Source organism: Millisia brevis NBRC 105863 (genome assembly GCF_001552615.1).
Taxonomy (GTDB): Bacteria; Actinomycetota; Actinomycetes; order Mycobacteriales; family Mycobacteriaceae; genus Millisia; species Millisia brevis.
On the sequence record NZ_BCRN01000003.1, the window covers coordinates 348,706 to 371,429 of the forward strand.

22 protein-coding genes are annotated in these 22,724 nt (G+C 68.2%); 7 read left to right on the forward strand and 15 right to left on the reverse strand.

What is annotated here, in order from left to right; genetic code table 11:
* Positions 1 to 73 precede the first annotated feature (73 nt).
* The 3 genes from MB1_RS26290 to MB1_RS06385 all read left to right on the forward strand — a co-directional run bounded on the left by MB1_RS26290 (position 74) and on the right by MB1_RS06385 (position 5,762).
* Complete coding sequence (locus tag MB1_RS26290; RefSeq protein ID WP_066904864.1) at positions 74 to 2,071, forward strand: maltotransferase domain-containing protein; 1,998 nt, start codon at positions 74 to 76, stop codon at positions 2,069 to 2,071.
* The gene (glgB, locus tag MB1_RS06380; protein ID WP_066904866.1) at positions 2,068 to 4,251 is read left to right on the forward strand and encodes a 1,4-alpha-glucan branching protein GlgB; all 2,184 of its coding nucleotides are present in this window, start codon (positions 2,068 to 2,070) and stop codon (positions 4,249 to 4,251) included. The genes MB1_RS26290 and glgB overlap by 4 nt, the downstream gene beginning before the upstream one ends.
* A gap of 104 nt (positions 4,252 to 4,355) precedes the next feature.
* On the forward strand, positions 4,356 to 5,762 hold the full coding sequence (locus MB1_RS06385) for a neutral zinc metallopeptidase (RefSeq protein ID WP_066905056.1): 1,407 nt from the start codon (positions 4,356 to 4,358) through the stop codon (positions 5,760 to 5,762).
* Between the two features lie 103 nt (positions 5,763 to 5,865).
* Here the strand turns inward: MB1_RS06385 and MB1_RS06390 are convergent, their stop codons facing one another.
* A complete protein-coding gene (locus MB1_RS06390; protein ID WP_066905058.1) occupies positions 5,866 to 6,735 on the reverse strand; it encodes a tetratricopeptide repeat protein in 870 nt (289 codons plus the stop codon).
* Between the two features lie 129 nt (positions 6,736 to 6,864).
* A complete protein-coding gene (locus MB1_RS06395; RefSeq protein WP_066905060.1) occupies positions 6,865 to 7,236 on the reverse strand; it encodes a DUF3817 domain-containing protein in 372 nt (123 codons plus the stop codon).
* A 254-nt stretch (positions 7,237 to 7,490) separates the two neighbouring features.
* On the opposite strand from MB1_RS06395, the gene mce reads away from it, so the two are divergent.
* Both mce and MB1_RS06405 read left to right on the forward strand, forming a co-directional pair.
* Positions 7,491 to 8,000 (forward strand): methylmalonyl-CoA epimerase, encoded by a 510-nt coding sequence (gene mce / locus MB1_RS06400; protein WP_066904868.1) that lies wholly within the window; start codon positions 7,491 to 7,493, stop codon positions 7,998 to 8,000.
* Positions 8,001 to 8,009: 9 nt separating this feature from the next.
* On the forward strand, positions 8,010 to 8,963 hold the full coding sequence (locus MB1_RS06405; protein WP_245650045.1) for a coiled-coil domain-containing protein: 954 nt from the start codon (positions 8,010 to 8,012) through the stop codon (positions 8,961 to 8,963).
* A gap of 136 nt (positions 8,964 to 9,099) precedes the next feature.
* Here the strand turns inward: MB1_RS06405 and MB1_RS06410 are convergent, their stop codons facing one another.
* The gene (locus tag MB1_RS06410; protein WP_066904870.1) at positions 9,100 to 9,429 is read right to left on the reverse strand and encodes an Rv1322 family protein; all 330 of its coding nucleotides are present in this window, start codon (positions 9,427 to 9,429) and stop codon (positions 9,100 to 9,102) included.
* A gap of 105 nt (positions 9,430 to 9,534) precedes the next feature.
* Positions 9,535 to 10,212, reverse strand: coding sequence for an endonuclease NucS (gene nucS, locus MB1_RS06415; RefSeq protein ID WP_066904872.1), 678 nt, complete (start codon positions 10,210 to 10,212; stop codon positions 9,535 to 9,537).
* Positions 10,213 to 10,278: 66 nt separating this feature from the next.
* Here nucS and MB1_RS06420 point away from each other — a divergent pair, with 66 nt between their 5' ends.
* The gene (locus MB1_RS06420; protein ID WP_066904874.1) at positions 10,279 to 11,883 is read left to right on the forward strand and encodes an adenylate/guanylate cyclase domain-containing protein; all 1,605 of its coding nucleotides are present in this window, start codon (positions 10,279 to 10,281) and stop codon (positions 11,881 to 11,883) included.
* Between the two features lie 114 nt (positions 11,884 to 11,997).
* Here the strand turns inward: MB1_RS06420 and murA are convergent, their stop codons facing one another.
* Complete coding sequence (gene murA, locus MB1_RS06425; RefSeq protein ID WP_066904876.1) at positions 11,998 to 13,260, reverse strand: UDP-N-acetylglucosamine 1-carboxyvinyltransferase; 1,263 nt, start codon at positions 13,258 to 13,260, stop codon at positions 11,998 to 12,000.
* Between the two features lie 176 nt (positions 13,261 to 13,436).
* Between murA and MB1_RS06430 the strand changes: the two genes are divergently transcribed.
* Positions 13,437 to 14,009 (forward strand): cob(I)yrinic acid a,c-diamide adenosyltransferase, encoded by a 573-nt coding sequence (locus MB1_RS06430; protein WP_066905062.1) that lies wholly within the window; start codon positions 13,437 to 13,439, stop codon positions 14,007 to 14,009.
* Positions 14,010 to 14,042: 33 nt separating this feature from the next.
* Here the strand turns inward: MB1_RS06430 and MB1_RS06435 are convergent, their stop codons facing one another.
* From MB1_RS06435 to MB1_RS06480, 10 genes are all read right to left on the reverse strand, one after another.
* Positions 14,043 to 14,474, reverse strand: coding sequence for a DUF2550 domain-containing protein (locus MB1_RS06435; protein ID WP_066905064.1), 432 nt, complete (start codon positions 14,472 to 14,474; stop codon positions 14,043 to 14,045).
* 53 nt (positions 14,475 to 14,527) lie between these two features.
* Entirely contained in the window at positions 14,528 to 14,896 is a 369-nt protein-coding gene (locus tag MB1_RS06440; RefSeq protein WP_066904877.1) for a F0F1 ATP synthase subunit epsilon, read from the reverse strand.
* 6 nt (positions 14,897 to 14,902) lie between these two features.
* Positions 14,903 to 16,354, reverse strand: coding sequence for a F0F1 ATP synthase subunit beta (gene atpD / locus MB1_RS06445; RefSeq protein ID WP_066904878.1), 1,452 nt, complete (start codon positions 16,352 to 16,354; stop codon positions 14,903 to 14,905).
* Between the two features lie 3 nt (positions 16,355 to 16,357).
* Positions 16,358 to 17,329 (reverse strand): F0F1 ATP synthase subunit gamma, encoded by a 972-nt coding sequence (locus MB1_RS06450; protein ID WP_066904880.1) that lies wholly within the window; start codon positions 17,327 to 17,329, stop codon positions 16,358 to 16,360.
* Positions 17,330 to 17,383: 54 nt separating this feature from the next.
* On the reverse strand, positions 17,384 to 19,030 hold the full coding sequence (gene atpA, locus MB1_RS06455) for a F0F1 ATP synthase subunit alpha (protein WP_066904882.1): 1,647 nt from the start codon (positions 19,028 to 19,030) through the stop codon (positions 17,384 to 17,386).
* Positions 19,031 to 19,225: 195 nt separating this feature from the next.
* The gene (locus tag MB1_RS06460; protein WP_066904884.1) at positions 19,226 to 20,047 is read right to left on the reverse strand and encodes a F0F1 ATP synthase subunit delta; all 822 of its coding nucleotides are present in this window, start codon (positions 20,045 to 20,047) and stop codon (positions 19,226 to 19,228) included.
* A gap of 105 nt (positions 20,048 to 20,152) precedes the next feature.
* The gene (locus MB1_RS06465) at positions 20,153 to 20,704 is read right to left on the reverse strand and encodes a F0F1 ATP synthase subunit B (RefSeq protein ID WP_066904886.1); all 552 of its coding nucleotides are present in this window, start codon (positions 20,702 to 20,704) and stop codon (positions 20,153 to 20,155) included.
* A gap of 5 nt (positions 20,705 to 20,709) precedes the next feature.
* Complete coding sequence (locus MB1_RS06470) at positions 20,710 to 20,958, reverse strand: ATP synthase F0 subunit C (RefSeq protein WP_066904888.1); 249 nt, start codon at positions 20,956 to 20,958, stop codon at positions 20,710 to 20,712.
* Positions 20,959 to 21,050: 92 nt separating this feature from the next.
* Positions 21,051 to 21,887 carry a F0F1 ATP synthase subunit A gene (gene atpB / locus MB1_RS06475; RefSeq protein ID WP_169801609.1) on the reverse strand — a complete coding sequence of 279 codons (837 nt, stop codon included), beginning with the start codon at positions 21,885 to 21,887 and terminating at the stop codon, positions 21,051 to 21,053.
* 332 nt (positions 21,888 to 22,219) lie between these two features.
* The gene (locus MB1_RS06480; RefSeq protein WP_174531936.1) at positions 22,220 to 22,690 is read right to left on the reverse strand and encodes a Cg1360 family ATP-synthase-associated protein; all 471 of its coding nucleotides are present in this window, start codon (positions 22,688 to 22,690) and stop codon (positions 22,220 to 22,222) included.
* Positions 22,691 to 22,724: the final 34 nt, after the last annotated feature.

The window sequence follows — 22,724 nt, forward strand, 5'->3', positions numbered from 1 at the left end:
ATGCTCGCGCCGACGGGTTGTGGACTACGGTAATTCTGGTCCGATCGTCTCGACACAGAATGGGAGCCGCCCCGTGGCCGGCCGCATCGCCATCGATGATCTCCGACCGCTCACGTCCGATGACTTTCCCGCGAAAGCAGTTGTCGGCGAGGCGTTTCCGCTTGCCGCGACCGTCTGGCGCGAAGGGCACGACGCGCTCGGTGCGAACCTGGTCCTGCGCGGACCAACCCGCGGCGCACACCGCGAACTTCTGATCGAAGGCCCCGAACCGGACGTCTACCAAGGCATGGTCGTCCCGTCGGTCGAGGGCCTGTGGACCTGCCGGGTCGAGGCGTGGAGTGATCCGATCGCCACGTGGCGGCACGCGATCGAGGCCAAGCTCGGCGCCGGACAGGGCCAGGCGGAACTCGCCAACGATCTCGAGGTCGGAGCGCTGCTGTTCGAGCGCGCGTCCGGCGCGGTCCCGCACGCCGAGCGCGAGCGCCTCGCCGAGGTGGCGAAGTCGCTGCGCAGCGACGAGCATCTGCCCGCCCGGGTGGCTCCGGCCTTCTCCCCCGAGGTGACCGCACTGCTGCGCCGGTGGCCACTGCGGGACCTGATCACCACCAGCGAGCCGATCCACATCCTCGCCGAGCGTCGTCGCGCCCTGGTCGGCTCCTGGTACGAACTGTTCCCCCGGTCGACCGGGGGTTGGGACGAGAACGGCACCCCCAAGCACGGCACCTTCGCGACGACCGCAGCGGCGCTGCCGCGAGTGGCCGCCATGGGCTTCGACGTCGTCTACCTGCCGCCGATCCATCCGATCGGCCACGTCAACCGCAAGGGTCCCAACAACACGCTGACCCCCGGCCCGACCGATCCGGGTTCCCCCTGGGCGATCGGTTCGGCCGACGGCGGACACGACACCACCCACCCCGAACTCGGGACCGAGGAGGACTTCCGCGAACTGGTGGTCGAGGCCAAGAAGCTCGGGCTCGAGATCGCGCTCGACCTCGCGCTGCAGGCCGCGCCGGATCACCCCTGGGCCAAGGACCACCCCGAGTGGTTCACCGTGCTGCCCGACGGCACGATCGCCTACGCGGAGAATCCGCCCAAGAAGTACCAGGACATCTACCCGATCGAGTTCGACAAGCGGCCGCAGGAGATTCGGGCCGAGGTCCTTCGGGTCGTTCAGAAGTGGATCTGGTTGGGCGTCAAGATCTTCCGGGTCGACAACCCGCACACCAAGCCGGCGAACTTCTGGCATTGGCTGATCGCGGAGGTCAAGCAGACCAATCCGGAGGTCCTCTTCCTCGCCGAGGCGTTCACCCGGCCGGCACGCCTCTACGGTCTGGCCCGACGTGGCTTCTCGCAGTCGTATACCTACTTCACCTGGCGTACCAGCAAGTGGGAGCTGACCGAGTTCGGCAAGGAGATCGCCGCCAAGGCCGATCAGTCGCGCCCGAACCTCTTCGTCAACACCCCGGACATCCTGCACGAGACCCTGCAGAACGGCGGTCCGGGCATGTTCGCGCTGCGGGCGGCGCTCGCGGCGACCCTCTCCCCCACCTGGGGTGTCTACAGCGGCTACGAGATCTACGAGCACCTGCCGGTGCGCGAGGGCAGCGAGGAGTACCTCGACTCGGAGAAGTACCAGTTGCGTCCGCGCGACTTCGAGGCGGCCAAGGCCCGCGGCGAGTCCCTGGAGCCGTGGATCACCTCGCTCAACGCGATCCGTCGGGCCCATCCGGCGCTGCAGCAGTTGCGAAATATCCACTTCCACACCGTCGACAACGAGGCGATCATCGCCTACTCGAAGATCGACGCGGTGACCGGCGACTGCGTGCTGGTGGTGATCAGCCTCGATCCGTTCGTGGTCGAGGAGGGCAACCTGTCGATCGACATGGACGCGATCGGCCGCGAATGGCACGAGCGCATGTCGGTCACCGACGAGGTGACCGGCCAGGTCTTCGACTGGGGTGCCACCAACTACATCCGACTCGATCCGGCGAAGGCGGTGGCGCACATCATCGCGCTGCCGACCGTCCCGCAGTCGGTCCGTCTCGACTCGGTTCGGAGGGTGCAGTCGTGAACGCGATCCCAGCGGAGGCGGACCTCGAACGATTGTCCGCCGGCACCCACCACGATCCCCACGCGATCCTCGGTGCGCACGCCGTGCCGGGCGGCACGGCGATTCGGACGCTGCGCCCCGGCGCGGACAAGGTCGCCGTGCGCATCGGTGGCGTCGACCATCCGCTCGAACCGATCGGCCACGACGTCTTCGCCGCCGAGGTGCCGATCGAGAACCTGATCGACTACCGCCTGGTGGTCAACTACCCCGGCCAGGACGTGACCGTCGCGGACGGCTACCGGTTCCTGCCGACGATCGGCGAGGTCGACCTGCACCTGATCGGTGAGGGTCGGCACGAACGGCTCTGGGACGTCCTCGGCGCCCACCCGCGGACCTATACGACCCCGGACGGCGACGTCTCCGGTACGTCGTTCGCCGTCTGGGCGCCGGCCGCCGTCGGCGTCACCCTGATCGGCGAGTTCGAGGGCTGGGGCGGCCATACCTGGCCGATGCGCGCCCTCGGGTCGAGCGGCGTCTGGGAGCTCTTCGCCCCCGACATCGCCCCCGGCAGCACGTACAAGTTCCGCGTCCACGGCAGTGACGGATCGGTCCGCGACAAGGCCGACCCGATGGCCTTCGCCACCGAGCTGCCGCCGGCGACCGCCTCGCGGGTCACCGAGTCGTCCTTCGTCTGGACCGACGAGGCCTGGCTGGCCAAGCGCGCGGCCACCGAGCCGACCTCGGCGCCGCTGAGCATCTACGAGGTGCACGCCGCGAGTTGGCGGCCGGGTCTGACCTACCGCGAGCTGGCCGACCAGTTGGTGGAGTATCTGGACAAGACGCAGTTCACCCACGTCGAGCTGTTGCCGGTCGCCGAGCACCCGTTCGGGGGCTCGTGGGGCTACCAGGTGACGTCCTACTACGCGCCGACCTCGCGGTTCGGTAGCCCGGACGACTTCCGCTACTTCGTCGATCGGTTGCACACCGCCGGTTACGGCGTGCTGATCGACTGGGTTCCCGCCCACTTCCCCAAGGATGATTGGGCGCTCGCCCGCTTCGACGGCAGCGCCCTCTACGAGCACCCGGACCCGCGTCGCGGCGAGCAACTCGACTGGGGCACCTACGTTTTCGACTTCGGTCGTACCGAGGTGCGCAACTTCCTGGTCGCGAACGCGCTCTACTGGGTCAGCGAATTCCACGTCGACGGCCTGCGCGTCGACGCCGTCGCCTCGATGATCTACCTCGACTACTCGCGCCCGGACGGCGGTTGGGAGCCCAACAAGTACGGCGGCCGCGAGAACCTCGAGGCGGTGGCCTTCCTCCAGGAGATGAACGCCACCGTGCACAAGCTGCATCCCGGTGTGCTGACCATCGCCGAGGAATCGACGGCCTGGCCCGGCGTCACCCGCGACACCACCGTCGGCGGCCTCGGGTTCTCGATGAAGTGGAACATGGGCTGGATGCACGACACCCTCGGGTACATGACCTACGACCCGGTCTATCGCAGCTACCACCACCATCAGATGACGTTCTCGATGATGTACGCCTACGCCGAGAACTACGTCCTGCCGATCAGCCACGACGAGGTCGTGCACGGCAAGGGCACGCTGTGGTCGCGGGAGCCGGGAGACGACTGGTCCAAGGCCGCCGGGGTCCGCAACCTGCTCGCCTATATGTGGGCGCATCCGGGTAAGCAATTGCTGTTCATGGGCCAGGAGTTCGGCCAGCAGGCGGAGTGGTCCGACGGGCGCGGCCTGGACTGGTGGCTGCTCGACGCCCCCGGGATCGGGGCGCTGCATCGGGGCATCCAGGGACTGGTCGGCGACCTCAACCGCACCTATCGCGATCGGCCGGCGCTCTATACGCGCGACTCGCGGCCGGACGGCTTCGAGTGGATCGATGCCAACGACAACGCCAACAACGTCTTCAGCTTCCTGCGCTACGGGCCGGACGGCGCCGTGGTCGCCTGCATGTTCAACTTCTCCGGCTCCGCGCACGCGGACTATCGGATCGGGTTGCCCTTCGCCGGCGAGTGGGACGAGATCCTCAACACCGACGCGGAGATCTACGGCGGGTCCGGGGTGGGCAACCTCGGCCGGGTCACCGCCCGGAACGAGGGCTGGCATGGTCGGCCGGCGTCGGCGCAGTTGGTCCTGCCCCCGCTCGGTGCGATCTGGCTCGCCCCGCATACCGAGGGATAGCGAATACCGTGCCGGCCGGATCGACGACGCGCGGGTCCACCCCGAGCTCCCCCGGCGATGACCCGCGCCCCGGATCCGGTCGGCCCCGGCGCCGGTTCGGCGCACTGGTCCTGAGCCTGGTGACCGTCGCCGCGCTGGTCACCGGCTGCGGGGTGAGCGTCATCGAGGGCACGGCGGTCCCGGTGATCGTCGATCCCTCCGAGGTCGGCGGCCTGCCGACATCGACCGGCCCCTCCGGGCCGCGCGAGGGCGCACCGGACGCGCAGCGGACGGTCATCAACACCGACGGCTCGGATATCGACGTCCTGTCGGTCAACGCGCTGGCCGATATCGAGGACTACTGGCAGACGACCTATCCGCAGATCTTCGGCGGCTCCTTCACGCCGGCGCAGGAGCTGTTGTCCTGGGACGCCTTCGACCGGCGCAGCCCGCAGTTCTGCGGCGAGGACACCGCCGGCTTCCCGAACGCCGGCTTCTGCGTCACCGACCAGTCGATCGGCTGGGATCGCGGCGCCCTGTTCCCCGAGCTGATCGACGCGTTCGGGCCGATGGCGGTCGTCGTGGTCCTGGCCCACGAATACGGCCACTCGGTCCAGTATCAATCCGGTCTGATCAACCGCGATACGCCCGGAATCGTCGCCGAGCAGCAGGCGGACTGCTTCGCGGGCGCCTTCATCCGGCATGTGGCGCAGGACCGCGCGGAGCGCTTCACCATCAACACCACCGACGGGCTGTCCTCGGTGCTGGAAACGATCGTCTCGGTGCGCGACGCGACGCCGGGCGATCCGACCCTGATCCACGGGTCGGCCTTCGAGCGCGTGACGGCCACCCAGATGGGCTTCATCAACGGTTCGCGGATCTGCACGTCGATCGACATGCCCGAGATCGAAACCCGGCGCGCGACCCTGCCCCGCTACTTCGGCGTCGACGACGATGGTGAGTTCCCGGTCACCCGCGACTCGCTGGAGATGTTCACCCGGACGTTCTCGACGGTCCTGGGCCTCGATCCGGCGCCAACGGTCGATTTCTCCGGCGCCGAGTTGAACTGCACCGACGCGCAGACCACCCATCCGGTGTCGTACTGCCCGTCCACGGACACGATCGGGGTCGACGTCGCGGCGCTGGCCGCCCACGGAGTTCCCCTGCAGACCAACGATCTGGTCCCCCGCATCGTGCGCGGCGACTTCGGCGCCTACATCCTGTTCCTGTCCCGGATGGTGCTCGCCCAGCAGAACCGTCAGGGCAGGCCTGTGCAGGGGGCCTCGATCGCGCTGCGCACCGCCTGTCTGTCGGGGGTCGCGACGGCCGCGATCAGTCCGGAACGGAACCCGGGGACCGAAGTGCTCCTGTCCCCCGGCGATCTCGACGAGGCGGTCTCCGGGCTGCTGGACAACGGCCTGGCCGCCGCCGACGTCGACGGCAACACCGTGTTGAGCGGCTTCACCCGCGTCGAGGCGTTCCGCATCGGCGTCCTGCAGGACCAGTTCGCCTGCACCAGCCGCTACAACTGAACCCGCACATACGTCGGCCGCCCCGGTCCCTCATGGGTCCGTGGGCGGCCGATGTCTCGGATCGAACGTGTTGGTCCGCAGCCGGATCGGTGCCGCGGCCGAATCAGTAGAGCGCGAGGGCCAGCTTGCGGCGCGCGGCCACGACCTTCTCGTCGCTCGGCTCGAAGAGCTCGAACAGTTCGATCAGGCGGGTACGCACCCGGGTGCGGTCATCTCCGGAGGTGGCGGCGACGGCGGCGATCAGGACCCCGAAGCCGTCCTCCTCGCGCTGATCGCGGACCAGGGCGTCCGCGGCGGCGAACTGCTTGTCGATATCGTCCGGCGCGGCGGCGGCCTGCTCGACCGCATCGGCCGGGATGTCGGCGGCGCGGCTCAGGAAGGTCACCCAGCGCAGGCCGCTGCGGGCCTCCACATTGCCGGGCTCCACGTCGAGGATCGCCTGGTAGGCGACGGCGGCGGCCTCGAGGTTGCCGTCCGCGAGGGCGGTATCGGCGGCGACGAAGCGGGGGTCCTCCGGCTCGGGGGCGTCATCGGCGCCCGAAGCGCCCGACAGCTTGCCCTCGACCGCGCGAGCGATCGCGGCGAGCCACTGGCGCACGGCCTCCTCGGGCTGCGGTCCCTCGAGATCTGCCAGCGGCTGACCGGCGGCCACCGCGATCACCATCGGCACCGTCTGCACCCGGAACGCCTGGGCGATACGCGGATTCGCCTCGACGTCGACCTTGGCCAGCACCCATGCGCCGGCGTCCTCGATAGCGAGCTTCTCGAGCAGCGCGGTGAAGGACGCGGACTGCGGCGCCCGCGGGACACCGAGGTCGACCAGGACCGGAACCTGCATCGAACGCTGCAGAACGTCGGACTCGAAGTTGGCCTCGGTGATCACCACAGCCGGGCTGATCCCATTGGCCGCAGGCGGTTGATTCTTGGCCTCGGCGCGCGCCTTGAGCCCCGAGAGATCGACGGCACCCGACATCGCGGCGGCCACCGCGGCCGCCGGACGGCCGGAGGAGGAAGATCCAGGTCCTGTCACGTGGTCATCCTGTCACCCCGTGGGAGCGGCGCGGTGAGCGACCCCGGCAGCATCACCGCCGGTGGGAGTGCGTCAGGCGGCGGCAGCGGCGTCCGCCGGGCGCACCAGCCGGCCGGTGCGCGAGGCCCAGATCTCGAAGACCGCGGTGGCGAACGGCGGGATGCTCGCCAGCAGGGCGACAACCGCCACGGCGGGCGACCAACGGAAGTGCAGAGCGGCGGCGATCGCGACGATCACGTAGAGCACGAACATGGCGCCGTGCACCGGTCCGAAGAATTGGACACCCACCTCGGTGCCGGGGTCGGCGAGGTACTTGAAGCCCATCCCGATCAGCAGACCCAACCAGCTCAGCGCCTCGGCGAAGGCGACGTAGCGGAAGGTCTTCGCGAGCTTGATGACGAGCGGGTGATCGGCCGGACCGACCGGCAGCTGGGGTGTCGACATGGCGACCATTGTGCCAACGGCTCGTGCGCTCGCGACCGTGTCGTCCACCACGTCTGTCGTCTCAGCCGTCGGCCTTCCATCGCGGTCGCCGCCCGCCACATCGTCCATCGTGTCCCTCGGCACGGCGATTGGTCGCCATCCGACCGCCCGGAAGCCTTTGTACAATCGGCCAACAATGGTCGCCCGCACCGATCTTTGTACGCATCCGGCGAGCCCGCGACCCGGCCACTCGAAAGCCGCGATATCGTGGACAAATGACAGCCGTCCCGACCAACACCCCCACGGACGCGATCGCGGCCGGCCTGGTCACCGCCATCGATCATGTCGGTATCGCGGTGCCCGATCTCGACGCCGCGGCGCAGTGGTACGCCACCCATCTGGGCATGGTGGTCACCCACGAGGAAATCAATGTCGAGCAGGGTGTGCGAGAGGCGATGCTCGGGTACCCCGGCACCGCCAACGACACCGCGTTGCAGCTGCTGGCACCACTGGATTCGTCCTCGACGATCGCCAAATTCATCGACCGCAACGGCCCGGGTCTCCAACAGCTTGCTTATCGGGTCACCGACCTGCAAGCAGTTCAGACCTTCCTCCGAGAACGGGGCGTTCGACTGTTGTACGATGCCGCCAAGCGCGGCACCGGCGGATCCCAGATCAACTTCATTCACCCGAAGGACGCCGGTGGTGTGCTGATCGAGCTCGTTGAGCCATCATCCGACCACGAGCGTGTAACAAGCGCTCAAAACCTTCACGAGGACCGGTAAGTTATCGCCATGCCAAACGACCTGAACGGCGGGCCGGTCAATCTGCCCTTCACCATTGTCCGCAAGGGGTTCGATCGCGACGAGGTACAGCGGTACTTCGAGCGTTTCGACGCAGAGCTCCGCGTCACCGCTACCGACCGCGATGCGGCGGCCGCACAGGCGCGGGATCTGGCTACCCAGCTCGAGGACGCCAGGGACGAGATCGACGAGCTCCGCAAAGACATCGACCGCCTCTCCGTGCCGCCGACGACGGCCGAGGGCATGTCCGACCGTATCTCCCGCATGCTGCGGCTGGCCTCCGATGAGGCCTCCGAGGTGCGCGCCAAGGCCGAGGCCGAGGCAGCCGAGATGATCTCGCTCGCCGAGCAGGAGGGCTCCCAGCTCCGCGGTGAGTACGAGTCGCTCGTGGCGGAGCTGAAGGAGAAGCGCTCCGCTCTCGATATCGAACACGAACAGACGATGGCCGCCGCTCGCACCGAGGCGGCTCGGATCATCGAGGCCGGGCAGGCCGATCGGGATCGGCTCGACGCCGAGGCCGAGGCCAAGCGGGTCGCGGTCCAGGAGGACTTCGAGATCACGATGGCCGACCGTCGCGCCAAGGCGGTCGCCGCTCTCGAGGAGCTCGAGAAGACCAGCAAGGCGGACGCCGAGCGCCGGATCGCCGAGGCGACCAGCGAAGCGCGTCGTCGGGTGCAGGCCGCCACCGAGCAGGCCGATCGCAAGATCGCGCACGCTCGGGAACTGGCCGAGGAACTGCGCGTGCTGCGCGGCCGGGTGCTCGCCCAGCTGCTCGGTATTCGCGGCCAGCTCGATTCGGTCCCCGCGATGCTCTCCTCGGTCAACCGGGAGAGCGAGCTGCTCGACGGCGGCTCCGGCGATTACACCCCGGTCGACGACGACTCGGTGTCCGTGTCGGTCACCGATACGACCTCCAACGGGGTCCAGAAGGTGTCGAAGAACTGACGCCGACCGGCCCGTAGGACATCGCGGGCCCGCAGTACATCACGACTGTGCCCCCGAGTCCCGGACTCGGGGGCACAGTCGTGTCGTTACGGTCGGATGGGGGTTCGATGCGTCGGCCGCCGCCGGGGGCGAGGTGTCAGGACCACTTGCGGGTGACGCCACGGGTGCGCCGACCCGACCAGCAGCCGCGATGCCAATGGCGGCGCTCGTCGACTCCCCCGCTGTCCAGCGGCCACACCACGACGTGCGCGATCCCGATCGCGATCGTCTGATCGCAGCCGGGGCATCGGTAGACCTTGGTGGCGCGCTCCCCCGGGATGGTGCGGACGGCGTACTCCTCGTCGCCGTGCGCGCTGGGACCACTGTCGACCCGGCGCGCTCCGAACGTCGCGGTGACCTCGAAGGGTGCATCCGAACCCGATGACCGCCCACTGCGGTCCCGGCGGGAGTTGTTTCGACGCGGCACCCCACCAGGGTACGAGCAGACGCCCGGCCCACGCGCGATCCGATCTGCCCGATCGCAACCGGATCGGCCCGCTGCGCTCGGCTCGGTGCGCTCGGCTCGGGGCGCTCAGAAGAGCCGGAACTCCGAATCGTCGGCGCCGCGCATGCCGTCGTAGTCCAGCGACAGGCAGCGGATCCCCCGATCGGTGGCCAAGGTGCGCGCCTGCGGCTTGATCTGCTGGGCGGCGAAGACCCCGCTGACCGGCGCGAGCAGCGGATCGCGGTTGAGCAGTTCCAGGTACCGGGTCAGCTGCTCGACACCGTCGATATCCCCGCGGCGCTTGATCTCGACCGCCACCGAGCCACCGTTGGCGTCGCGGCAGAGCAGGTCGACCGGGCCGATCGCGGTCGGAAACTCCCGCCGCACCAGGGTGTACCCGGCGCCGAGGGTTTCGACCTGTTCGGCGAGCAGTTCCTGCAGGTGCGCCTCGACACCGTCCTTGACCAGGCCGGGGTCGACGCCGAGGTCGTGCGCGCTGTCGTGCTCGATCGCCTCGATCCCGATGCGCAGCTGTTCACCGGCCTTGTTGGTCACCACCCACCGCGCGACCTCGCCCTCGTCGCCGCCCTCCTCGGTGAGCCAACACGGCGGGCTCATCCAGTTGAGCGGCTTGTAGGCGCGGTCGTCGGCATGGATGCTCACCGAGCCGTCCGCCTTGATCAGCAGCAGGCGTGTCGCCAGCGGAAGATGCGCTGTCAGTCGACCCACGTAGTCCACCCGGCATCGGGCTATCACCAGTCGCACCCGGCCAAGACTAGGACACCCCCGGCGCCTGCCCTGCCCCCGGTGACGCCCACTAACCTTCGCCACATGCGTCTGTCGCCCCGTGATCGGTCGCCGGCCCCGCTGGGCTCACGTCTGCTCGGCGGCCGCGACGAGTCCAGCAGGCTGCGTCGCGCCCGCGTCCAGATCCTGTTGACCGTCTTCCTCGTCGGCGCCAACGCGGTCGGCGCGGCGCTGATCCCCGCCCTGCTGTTGCTGGTCCCGGGGCCCAATCTGTTGCAACCGCCCTATCTGGTCCCCCTGGCGATCGCCGGCCCGACCTATACGGTTGTCGCCTTCGTCATCGGCGCCGGCTGGGGCACGATCCGCACCCTCAACAGCCTGCGCTGGAGCTTCACCGGTCGCGAGCCCACTCCGAAGGAGCAACGCGCCGCGCTGGTGATGCCCTGGCGGCTGACCCGGCTGAATCTGACGATGTGGACCGGCGGCCTGCTCGTCCTGGGCACGGTCACCGCCCTCGTCGACCTCGATGGACTGGTCAAGGTGACCTCGGTGGTCGCGCTCAGCGGGCTGGTGGTCGCCGCCTTCGGGTTCCTGTTCAGCGAGTTCGCGCTGCGCCCGGCCGCGGCCCGCGCGCTCGCGAGCGGCCGACCGGCCCGCGTCCGCCTGACCGGCGTCGCGGGTCGCACGATCATGGCCTGGGCGCTGGGCTCGGGTGTGCCGGTGCTCGGCCTGATCATGATCGCGATCACCTCGATGATCCGCGAGGACGTCACCGTCATGGACATGGCGATCGCCATCCTCGGCCTCGGCGGGATCATCCTGATCATCGGGCCGGCGCTGATGTTGATGACCAGCGCGGCGATCACCGCTCCGATCCGATCCGTGCGCGCGGGGATGGACCGGGTCCAGGCCGGTCACCTCGACGTCGAACTGTCGGTCTTCGACGGGTCGGAGCTCGGCCGGTTGCAGAGCGGCTTCAACCGGATGGCCGAGGGCCTGCTGGAACGCGAACGCATCCGCGACCTCTTCGGCCGCCAGGTCGGCGCCGAGGTCGCCGAGGCGGCGCTGCGGGACGACCCGGAACTCGGCGGCCAGGAACGGCGTATCGCCGCCTACTTCATCGACCTGATCGGTTCGACCGAGTTGGCGGCGTCGCGGCCGCCGACCGAGGTCGTCGACCTGCTCAACCGCTTCTTCGGCATCGTCGTCGACGAGGTGCTCCACCACGGCGGCATCGTCAACAAGTTCGAGGGCGACGCGGTGCTGGCGGTCTTCGGTGCTCCCGCCCCGAACCCGGATCCGGCCGGCTCCGCCCTGGCCGCCGCGGTGCGCATACGGGGGCGCCTCGCGGCGGAGATGCCCGAATGCGAGGCCGCCGGCGGCATCTCCTTCGGCACCGCCGTGGCCGGGAACGTCGGCGCCGATCGCCGCTACGAGTACACGGTGATCGGGGATCCGGTCAACGAGGCCGCCCGTTTGGCGGAGCTGGCCAAGACCGATCCGGCACGGCTGCTCGCCAGCGAGGCGACGGTCCGGGCGGCGGAACCGAGGGTCGCCCGCGAGTGGGCGGTCGGCGAACAGGTCCTGCTGCGGGGACGCCCGACACCCACTCCCCTGGCCCGTCCGCGGGCCGAGCAGGCCGCCGACGGGATCGAAGCGGACCGGGAAGCGTCGACCGGCACGCGGTAGCCGGAAGGCAGGTGGTGAGCCGGGACGGCTGTGCAATGGTTCGCGTCAGCGCGGCGCCGCGGCAATAGTCTCCTCGGCCGCGCTGTGCGGAAGAGGAATGCACACCGGATCGACTCAGTCGGGATCGCTGACCCGGCGCACGTCGGCGCCCAGGCGCTGCATGTTCTCCACGAACTGCGGGTAGCCGCGGTCGATGTGATAAACGTCGTGCACCTCGGTGATGCCGTCGGCGACCAGGCCGGCGAGCACCAGGCCGGCGCCGGCCCGAATATCGGACGACCAGACCGGGGCGCTGGACAGGCGCGGGACACCGCGAACGACGGCGTGGTGGCCGTCGGTGCGCGCGTCGGCACCCAGGCGCATCATCTCCTCGACGAAGCGGAACCGCGCCTCGAAGACGTTCTCGGTGATCATCGTCGAGCCGTTCGCGATCGAGGCCAGACCGATCGCCAGGGGCTGCAGGTCGGTCGGGAAGCCCGGATAGGGCAGGGTGGCGAAGTTGACCGCGGTGGGCCGCTGCCGCTGGACGACGCGGAAGCCGTCCGGCGCGGTGGTCACCTCGCTGCCGGCGGCGCGCAGCTTGTCCAGGACCACGCCGAGGTGCCGATAGTCGACACCCTTGACGGTGACGTCCCCGCAGGTGGCCACGCCGCAGATGGCCCAGGTGGCGGCGACGATCCGGTCGCCGATCACCCGGTGCACCGTCGGGGTCAGTCGGCGCACACCCTGCACGGTCAGCGTCGAGGTGCCCACACCGGCGATCTGCGCGCCCATCGAGGCGAGCATCGAACACAGATCCATGATCTCGGGTTCGCGGGCGGCATTGTCGATCACGGTGACGCCGTCGGCGAGCACCGCGGCCATCAGGATGTTCTCGGTGGCACCGACCGACGGGAAGGCCAGCCGGATATTGGCGCCGTGCAGCGTGGTCGCCTCGGCGACGACGCAGCCGTGCTGGATCTCACTGTGCGCCCCGAGCAGCCGCAGGCCCGCCTGGTGCATGTCCAGCGGCCGGGAGCCGATCGCGTCGCCGCCGGGCAGGGCGACCACCGCGCGGCGACAGCGGGCCACCAGGGGGCCCAGGACGCAGACGGAGGCGCGGAACTGCCGGACGGCGGCGAAGTCGGCCTGGTGCTTCGGCTCGGCCGGGACGGTGATGCGCACGACGTCGCCGGCGATCTCGACCTCGCAGCCGAGGCCGCGCAGCACATCGGCCATCAGCGGGACGTCGAGGATATCGGGGGCGTTGGTGATCGTGGTGGTTCCCTCGACCAGCAATGCCGCGGCCATCAGCTTGAGCACACTGTTCTTCGCTCCGCCGACGCCCACCTCACCCACGAGGCGCGCGCCACCGGCGACAAGGAAGCGGTCCGTCACACGTGCAGCCTAGGGCATGTCCGACAATTCCATCCCGGCGATCCCGGCGGCGGTTGGACCACCGACCGTGCCACCGGCCCGAATCGCACCGCCGCACCCGCCCGCGCGCGTCGACCTGCGCGGATCGCGCATCGAACGCACCCGGGGAGCACGCGCGGCCCGGTACCGTGACCTCCATGTCGGTACATCTGACCCGCATCTACACCCGCACCGGCGACGACGGCACGACCGGGCTGAGCGACTTCTCCCGCGTCAGCAAGAACGACCCCCGTCTGGTCGCCTACGCCGATTGCGACGAGGCCAACAGCGCCCTCGGCGTGGTCCTGGCGCTCGGTGCGCCCGACGAGCGGCTGCGCGCGGTGATCGGCCACGTGCAGAACGATCTGTTCGATGTCGGCGCCGACCTGTCCACCCCGGTGGTCGCCGAGCCGAAGTATCCGCCGCTGCGCGTCGAGCAGGACTACATCGACCGCCTGGAGAAGTGGTGCGACGAGTTCAATAGTGAACTGGCAGCGCTGAATTCGTTCATCCTTCCCGGCGGCACCCCGGCGGCGGCGCTGCTGCACCAGGCGCGCACGATCGTGCGGCGGGCCGAGCGGGCGGCATGGTCGGCGGTCGACGCGGACCCCGACGGCACGTCGGTACTGCCGGCGAAGTACCTCAACCGGCTGTCGGATCTGTTGTTCGTGCTGGCGCGGGTCGCCAATCCCGGCGGCGACGTGCTGTGGAAGCCCGGTGGCGAACGCTGAACAGCGGCCCACCCGGGTGGAAGAGAGGGACGGTCAGGAGGCGCGGCTGATACGGCCGCGCTGGAGGCGCTCGGAGGGGCGCGATTCCACCCAGGCGAGGAAGGCGGTCGAGCCGTCGTCGTCGAAGGCGACCTCGTAGGCCTGGCCGGGTGAGCCGATCACGATGATGCGTGTATCGGCGGTCATGATGTCGAACTCGCTGCCTACCGCGGAGCGACGCTCCCCGATGGCGATGCCCTGTCGTGCGATCCGTTCGTCCGGGCCGAGCTTGAGGCTGGTCAGCTTGAAGAAGACGAGATCCCGCTCGCGACACCGCAGGACTCCGTGGCGCCATCCCGCTCCGGGGGCGGCGGGTACTCGGCGCAGGATCACCGACGCCCCGCCGGCGCGAACCATCATCAACCGATAGAGCGAGACCGCGAGGAGAGCAAGCAACAGCAGCATGGCAATGCCAATGATCACCATCAACATCAACTGCATAGCTCGCTCCCTCGCGGCCTCGGCTCAATCTGTGAAGATCAGGCTCTTTCCACTGCGCGAACGCGGCTGCGGGCGATGACGACGTCTTCCTCGGAAGCCTCGGAATTCGCCAGTACCGCACGTGCGGCGTCCACATCGATCTCGGCGACCGGCTCGGCCCACTCGGCCAACACCGTCACGTGCGTCGAGGTCACGGCGAGAAAGCCGCCGTGAACCGCCCACACGTTACGCTCGCCGTCCGGAGTCGTCGCGCTGACGACCCCCGACTCGATCAGCTGACCGAACATCGGCTGATGTCCGGCCATGATGCCGATCTCACCCTCGGTAGTCTGCGCACTGACGATCGAGGCCGTGCCGCTCCACACCTGCTGCTCGACGGCAACAACCTCGACGTTCAGATCGGCCATCGGTGACTACTTTCCGGCGATCTTGGCGGCGGCCTTCTCGACGTCGTCGAGTCCACCACAACTATTGAACGCCTGTTCAGGCAAGTGATCATACTCACCCTTGGTGACCTTGTCGAAGGCTTCGATCGTCTCGGTCAACGGCACGACCGAGCCCGGCTGGCCGGTGAACTTCTCGGCGACGATGAAGTTCTGGCCGAGGAACTTCTCGATACGACGCGCGCGGCCGACGGTGACCTTGTCCTCTTCGGAGAGCTCGTCCATACCGAGGATGGCGATGATGTCCTGCAGTTCCTTGTACTTCTGCAGGATCCGCTTGACCTCGTTGGCCACCCGGAAGTGCTCGTCACCGACGATCGAGGCCTCCAGGATGCGGGAGGTCGAGGTCAGCGGGTCGACGGCCGGGTAGATGCCCTTCTGCGAGATCGGACGGGAGAGCTCCGTCGTCGCGTCGAGGTGGGCGAAGGTGGTCGCGGGCGCCGGGTCGGTGTAGTCGTCGGCGGGGACGTAGATCGCCTGCAGCGAGGTGATCGAGCGGCCGCGGGTCGAGGTGATCCGCTCCTGCAGCTCGCCCATCTCGTCGGCCAGGGTCGGCTGGTAACCGACCGCGGACGGCATACGGCCGAGCAGCGTGGAGACCTCGGAACCGGCCTGGGTGAACCGGAAGATGTTGTCGATGAACAGCAGCACGTCCTGGTGCTGGACGTCGCGGAAGTACTCCGCCATCGTCAGCGCCGAGAGCGCCACGCGCATACGCGTGCCCGGCGGCTCGTCCATCTGACCGAACACCAACGCGGTGTCCGGAAGAACGCCCATCTCCTCCATCTCGAGGAAGAGGTCGGTGCCCTCGCGGGTGCGCTCGCCGACGCCGGCGAACACCGAGGTTCCGGAGAACTCCCGCGCGATACGGGTGATCATCTCCTGGATCAGAACGGTCTTGCCGACACCGGCACCACCGAACAGACCGATCTTGCCGCCCTTGACGTACGGGGTCAGCAGGTCGATGACCTTGATGCCGGTCTCGAGGATCTCGGTCTTGCCCTCGAGCTGGTCGAAGGCCGGGGGCTTGCGGTGGATGCCCCACCGCTCGCCGTCGAGGCCCACCGACGGATCGTCGAGGCAGTCGCCGAGGGCGTTGAACACGTGCCCCTTGACCGCGTCACCGACCGGCACCGAGATCGGCGCATTGGTGTCGCGCACCGCGGTGCCGCGAACCAGACCGTCGGTCGGCTGCATCGAGATGGTGCGCACGATGTTGTCGCCGAGGTGCTGGGCAACCTCGAGCGTCAGCGTCTTGGCCACCGCGGCGAGGGTGACGTCGGCGTGCAGGGCGTTGAACAGGTCGGGGATCGCGCCGCGCGGGAACTCGACGTCCACCACCGGCCCGATGACCCGGACCACTCGGCCGTCGGTGGCCGAAGGGGTCCCGGATCCGGTGTAATCCGATACAGCTGCGGTCATGTGTCAGTCACTTCCTGCGCTCGCGGCGAGCGCGTCGACGCCGCCGACGATCTCGCTGATTTCTTGGGTAATCTGCGCCTGACGGAGCTGGTTGGCTTCGCGGGTCAGCGAATTGACCAGTTCGGTGGCGTTGTCGGTGGCCGCCTTCATCGCGGTACGACGGGCGGCCGACTCGGATGCCGCGGCATCGAGAAGGGCAGCGTAGATCCGCGTGCCGACGTACTTCGGCAGCAGCGAGCTCAGCAGCGTCGTCGCGTCCGGCTCGAACTCGTACTGCGCCGTGACCTCCCCCGCCTTCGGACCGTCGGCGAGCATGTCCTCGCCAAGCTCCACGATCTCGTCGCGGTACTCGATCGACAGCGGAGCCACCCGACGAACCGTCGGCTGCTGGGAGAGCATCGACACGAACGTCGTGAAGACGATGTGCAGCTCGTCGATTCCGGCCAGGGTGTGGCCGTCCTCGACGGTGACCTGCTCGTCGGCGCCGGCCATGAACAGCTTCACCAGCAGGCGCGAGGCCTTCGCGGCGTCGGCATACGTCGGGGCCTGGGAGAACCCGGTCCACGAACCACCGACCTCGCGATCGCGGAAGGTGTAGTAGCCCAGGCCCTTGCGGCCCATCACGAAGACGACCGGCTCGAGGCCACGCTGACGGATCAGCTGCTGCAGTTCCTCGGTCTCCCGAAGCACGTTCGCGTTGTAGGCGCCGCACTGGCCGGAGTCGCTGGTAACCACCAGGATGCCGGCCCGCTTCGGGGTGGCACGCTCGGTCAGCAGTGGATGGTCCAGCCGCGGCGAGCCGCTGGCCAGCTCGGTCAGCGTCACCGTGATCATCTTGGAGTAGGGGCGGGCCGCCTCGACCCGCGCCTGCGCCTTGGTGATCCGCGAGGTGGCGATCAGTTCCTGCGCCTTGGTGATCTTCTTGATCGAGTTGGTCGAACGAATGCGCGAGCGCAACTCACGAATGCCGGCCATCGGTCACCTCCGCTCGCCTCGTCGTCTGCTTGTGTGCCTCGGTCATGCGTCCGGTCACCGCTTCACGGTCTTGCGGGTGACAACGATTTCCTCGTTGTCGACCGCAGAGGCGTCGAGCGTGTCGGCCTCGGCCTCGTTGACCACCCGATGGCCGTCCGCCGTGACGTAGCCGAGCTTGAAGTTCTCGGTGGCCTCGATGACCGCCTTGCCGTTCTCCTCGTCCAGCGGGGTGGAGCCACCCTGCAGCGAGTCGAACGCGCCCTGGACCTGGTGGTGCAGGTCGCTGAGCAGTTCGCTGTTGAACCGGCGCACGTCGCTGACGGGGACCGAGTCGAACAGGCCCTTGTCGACCAGGTAGATCGAAACGACCTGATCCTCGACCGAGACCGGGCTGTACTGGTCCTGCTTGAGCAGCTCGACCCAGCGGGCACCGCGCTCGAGCTGGGCCTTGGAAGCGGCGTCCAGGTCGGAGGCGAAGGCGGCGAACGCCTCCAGCTCGCGGTACTGGGCCAGCTCCAGACGCAGGGAGCCGGCGACCTTCTTCATCGCCTTGGTCTGCGCGTCACCACCGACGCGGGAGACCGAGATACCGACGTTGATCGCGGGGCGAACGCCCTTGTTGAACAGGTCGGACTCGAGGAAGCACTGGCCGTCGGTGATCGAGATGACGTTGGTCGGGATGAACGCCGAGACGTCGTTGGCCTTGGTCTCGATGATCGGCAGGCCGGTCATCGAGCCACCGCCCATATCGTCGGACAGCTTCGCGCACCGCTCCAGCAGACGGGAGTGCAGGTAGAACACGTCGCCCGGGTAGGCCTCGCGGCCCGGCGGGCGGCGCAGCAGCAGCGAGATCGCGCGGTAGGCCTCGGCCTGCTTGGTCAGGTCGTCGAAGACGATCAGAACGTGCTTGCCCTGGTACATCCAGTGCTGGCCGATGGCCGAGCCGGTGTAGGGGGCGAGCCACTTGAAGCCGGCCGAGTCGGACGCGGGGGCCGCGACGATCGTGGTGTACTCCAGCGCGCCGTGCTCCTCGAGAGCGGCCTTGACGCCGGCGATGGTCGAGCCCTTCTGACCGATCGCGACGTAGATGCAGCGCACCTGCTTGTTCGGGTCGCCCGACTGCCAGTTCTTCTTCTGGTTGATGATCGCGTCGACCGTGACCGCGGTCTTGCCGGTCTTGCGGTCGCCGATGATCAGCTGGCGCTGTCCCCGACCGATGGCGGTCAGCGCGTCGACCGCGGTGAGGCCGGTGGCCAGCGGCTCCTTGACCGGCTGGCGCTCGAGCACCGAGGCCGCCTGGAGCTCGAGGACGCGCTGGTCCTCGGCCACGATGTCGCCGAGTCCGTCGATCGGGTTGCCCAGCGGGTCGACCACGCGGCCGAGGAAGTTGTCGCCGACCGGCACCGAGAGCACCTCGCCGGTGCGGGTGACCTGCTGGCCTTCTTCGATGTGCTCGTAGTCGCCGAGGATGACCGCACCGATCTCGCGATCCTCGAGGTTGAGCGCCACGCCCTGTACGCCGCCCGGGAAGGTCAGCAGTTCGTTGGTCATCGCCGAGGGCAGACCGGTGACGTGGGCGATACCGTCGCCGGTATCGGCGACCACGCCGACCTCTTCCCGCGACGACTGCGGGGAGTAGCTCGCGGTGTAGTTGTCGATAGCACTGCGGATCTCATCGGACGAGATCGTCAGCTCCGCCATGGTGTTTCCTGCTCTCCGGGTTCGTGAAACCTGTCGGCCATTCGCCTCGCCGGCTTCTATCGGTTCTAAAGTGTCAATCGGAAATGTGTGCGGATGGTCGCCGGCGGCGGCCGCCGCGGGAACCTGCGGCTTCCACCGCGACCACCGCGCACATCGCCGCGGTGGTCGCGTATGTCACCGCGGTTCCCGCGTATGTCATCGCAGGTTCCTGCGCAATTGTGCCAGCCGGCCGGCACCGCTACCGTCGATCACCTCGTCACCGACCCGCACCACCAAGCCGCTGATCAGCTCGGGGTCGACCTCCGCGTGGACGATCACGGGCTTGCCGTAGATCCGCTCGAGGGTCTGGGCCAGACGCGAGCGCTGGCCCTCGGTCAGCTCGGATGCACTGGTCACCACCGCAACCGCCCGATCGCGACTCTCCGCGGCCAGTCGGGAGACGTCCTCGAGCGCATCGGCGGGAGCGCCGCGCAACCGTCCGATCGCCTGCTGGACGAGCGCCTCGGTGACCGCGGTGACCTTGCCGTACAGCAGCCGACGCAGGAGGTCCTGCTTGGCCGCCGGCTCGGAGGTTCGGTTCGACAGCGCCTGCTCGAGTTCGGGATTGGCCGCGACGATCCGGCTGAAGCGGAACAGCTCGTCCTCGACCGAGTCGAGCTGGTACTGCGCCTCGGCCGACTTCAGCAGGGCCTCACGACCGAGCCGCTCGAGCGAATCGAGCAGATCGCGGTTCGAGGACCACTGCCGGGAGACCGCCCGCGAGACGGTCGCCAGGGTGGCCGCGGAGACCTTGCCGCCGAAGACCGCGTCCGCCAGGCGAGCCCGCCCGGTCGGATCGGTCGACGGGTCGGAGAGCGCCACACGCAACGGACGCTGCTTGTCCAGCAGGTCCACCACCGCGAACAGCTCCGAGCCGACCGCCCCCGCGAGGGGGGCGACGTCGGATCCGGACGCGTCGAGGCTCGACCTCAGCGTCGCCCGAGTGGCCGCAAGCGCCTCACGACTGGCTGCGTACATGCTGCTGCCCTTCCTGTCGACCGAGCCGACCGTCTGCCGGACCGATCTTCTGTCCCGAACGTAGGTTCGAGATTGCCGTCCCCGAACGAAGGTTCGAGATTGCCATCATCGAACGGACGTTTCCGCCCCGACGTTGTCCAATTCCGCCAGGAACCGATCGACGGTTCCCGCCCGGCGCACGTCGTCGGAGAGCTGCTCGCCGATGACCTTCTCCGCGAGGTCGACCGCGGTACGACCGAGGTCGCCGCGCAGCTCGGCGACGATCTGCTGCCGCTGCGCGTTCAGCTGCTGCTGACCGGCGGCGACGATGCGATCGCTCTCCTCCTGAGCCTGCACACGCATTTCGTCGATGATCTGCTGGCCCTGGAGACGGGCCTCCTCGCGGATCTTCGCCGCTTCCTGACGAGCCTCGGCGAGCTGGGCGCGGTACTGCTCGAGCGCCGCCTTCGCCTCCGCCTGGGCCTCTTCGGCCTGGCGGATGCCGCCTTCGATCTTCTCCGTGCGATCGGCGAGGACCTTCTGGAACCGCGGGAGCACCCACTTCCAGAAGAAGAAGCCGATGACCGCCACGCAGACGATCGACCAGGTGATGTCATAAGTGGCCGGCAGGAGAGGATTGACGTCCTCGGCCGCCAGCAAGGTAGTGGATGCTGCCATCGGAATCAGAAGATGAAGCCGGCGACGAGGCCGATCAGCGCCAGGGCCTCGGTGAACGCGATACCGAGGAACATGTTGGTACGGATCTGGCCGGCCAGCTCGGGCTGCCGCGCGATGCCCTCGATCGCCTTACCGACGACGATGCCCACGCCGATACCCGGACCGATGGCGGCCAGGCCGTAACCGATCGCGCCGTATCCCGCTCCGTTGATTTCCTGGTTGATGGTTTCCTGTGCCAGGTACGCGACGCTCATGGTGGTGTTGGTTCCCTTTCTGTTGCCCGCCGCCGGTTCTGGTGGCGAGTCAAGTTCTCTTCAGGTATTTCGCTCCGACGCCTGGTGGCGCGTCAGTGCGAGTCGGCGTGCAGGGCCAGATCGATGTAGACCGCGGTCAACAGGGCGAAGACGTAGGCCTGCAGGAAGATGATCAGCATCTCGAACAGCGTGAATCCGAGGCCCGCGGCCAGGGAGAACACACCGAAGACCTTCATGCCGGCGGCGGCCTCGAAGAAGAAGTACTGGGTCGCCGAGAAGAACAGCACCAGCATGATGTGGCCGGCCAGCATGTTGGCCATGAGTCGGACGGTCAACGTGAACGGCCGCAGGATGAACGTCGAGAGGAACTCGATCGGAATCAGCAGCACGTGCAGCGCGATCGGCACATCGGGCACCACGATCGACGAGCGGAAGTACTTCCAGGCGCCGTACTTCTTGATGCCGACGTAGTTGAAGACGATGTACGCCACGGCGGCCAGCACGATCGGCATACCGATGCGGGCGTTCGACGAAATGTTCAGGAAGGGGATAACACCTGACATGTTCAGGAACAACACCGTAAAGAAGATGGTGGTGATGATCGGCAAGAACCGCTTGCCCTGTTCCTTGCCGAGGACCTCGTCGGCGATGTTCACCCGAACGAAGTCGAGCATGATCTCGCCGATGTTCTGAATGCCCCTGGGGACGACCTTCGGGCTGCGCATGGCAACGAAGAAGAACGCCAGCAGCACCGCGGTCATCAGCAGACGAATCAGCATCAGACGGTCGAGCTCGAAAATGGTGCCCTCGAATAGCACCGCAGGCGGGAAGAAGTCCGCCAGTGACGGCGGGTGGAAGCCCCCGGACTCCTGGGCCAGATATATGACGCTCAGCGCAAGCTCCCCGTGTTCGGACCCCCCGTACGTCATACGGAGGGTTCGCTCGGACATAGACGATCGGTCGAAGTCGACACGGGTCGGCTCGATCAGCGTCAGCTGCCCAGAATCGCCGTCCTTGGCAATCCTGCGTCTGTCGGGTGTCGGCGACTGTCGTCGACTTCTGCAAACCACAACCAACCGCCGGGAACCATTCGGTTGACCGGCGGAGAGAGGTGTCTGCTTGTGAATCGGGGGGCCGTTATTGCCCGTATTCCCGTCTCACTTGTGCGTTACCTTAGCAACCCACCTACGACGATGTGTAGGGGGGTGCGCCTCCCCGGGAGGTCGAACAGGGCGATAACCGACCGTACGGCTAGGTCGCTCTATTCGGTGTCGGATCGGTCTTTCTGCTCGTCAGCCGGGTCGTCGACGTAGGGCACCCGGGTCCGGATGACGCCGTAGGTCTCTGCTCCCAGCAGCACCACCAGGGCGGCGATCACCACCATCCCGAAGACGCCGGAGTCGTAGAAGGTCGCGCCGCGCAGCGCGAACAGGACGCCGAGGGCGATCAGGACCTTGAGCAGCCAGCCACCGAGCATCACCGCTCCGGCGGTGGTGGCGGGCAGCGACGCGGTGAACAGCACCAATAACGCGGTGGTCAGCACGAACAGGCCGCCGAGCGCCAGCCCGATCAGCGCTCCCCACAAGCCGTGGGATCCGGCGACGAGCCAACCCACGGGGATCACGATGACGGCCAGCGCCACCAGTCCGATCAGGCCGAGCCGCACCGCTTCTCGCAGGGGTGCATTGGCGCGGGAGGATGCGGAAGCTTTTCCGGTCGAATCGGTCGTCACAGCGCCCCAGCCTAGCGACCGGCCCCCCGGCGGT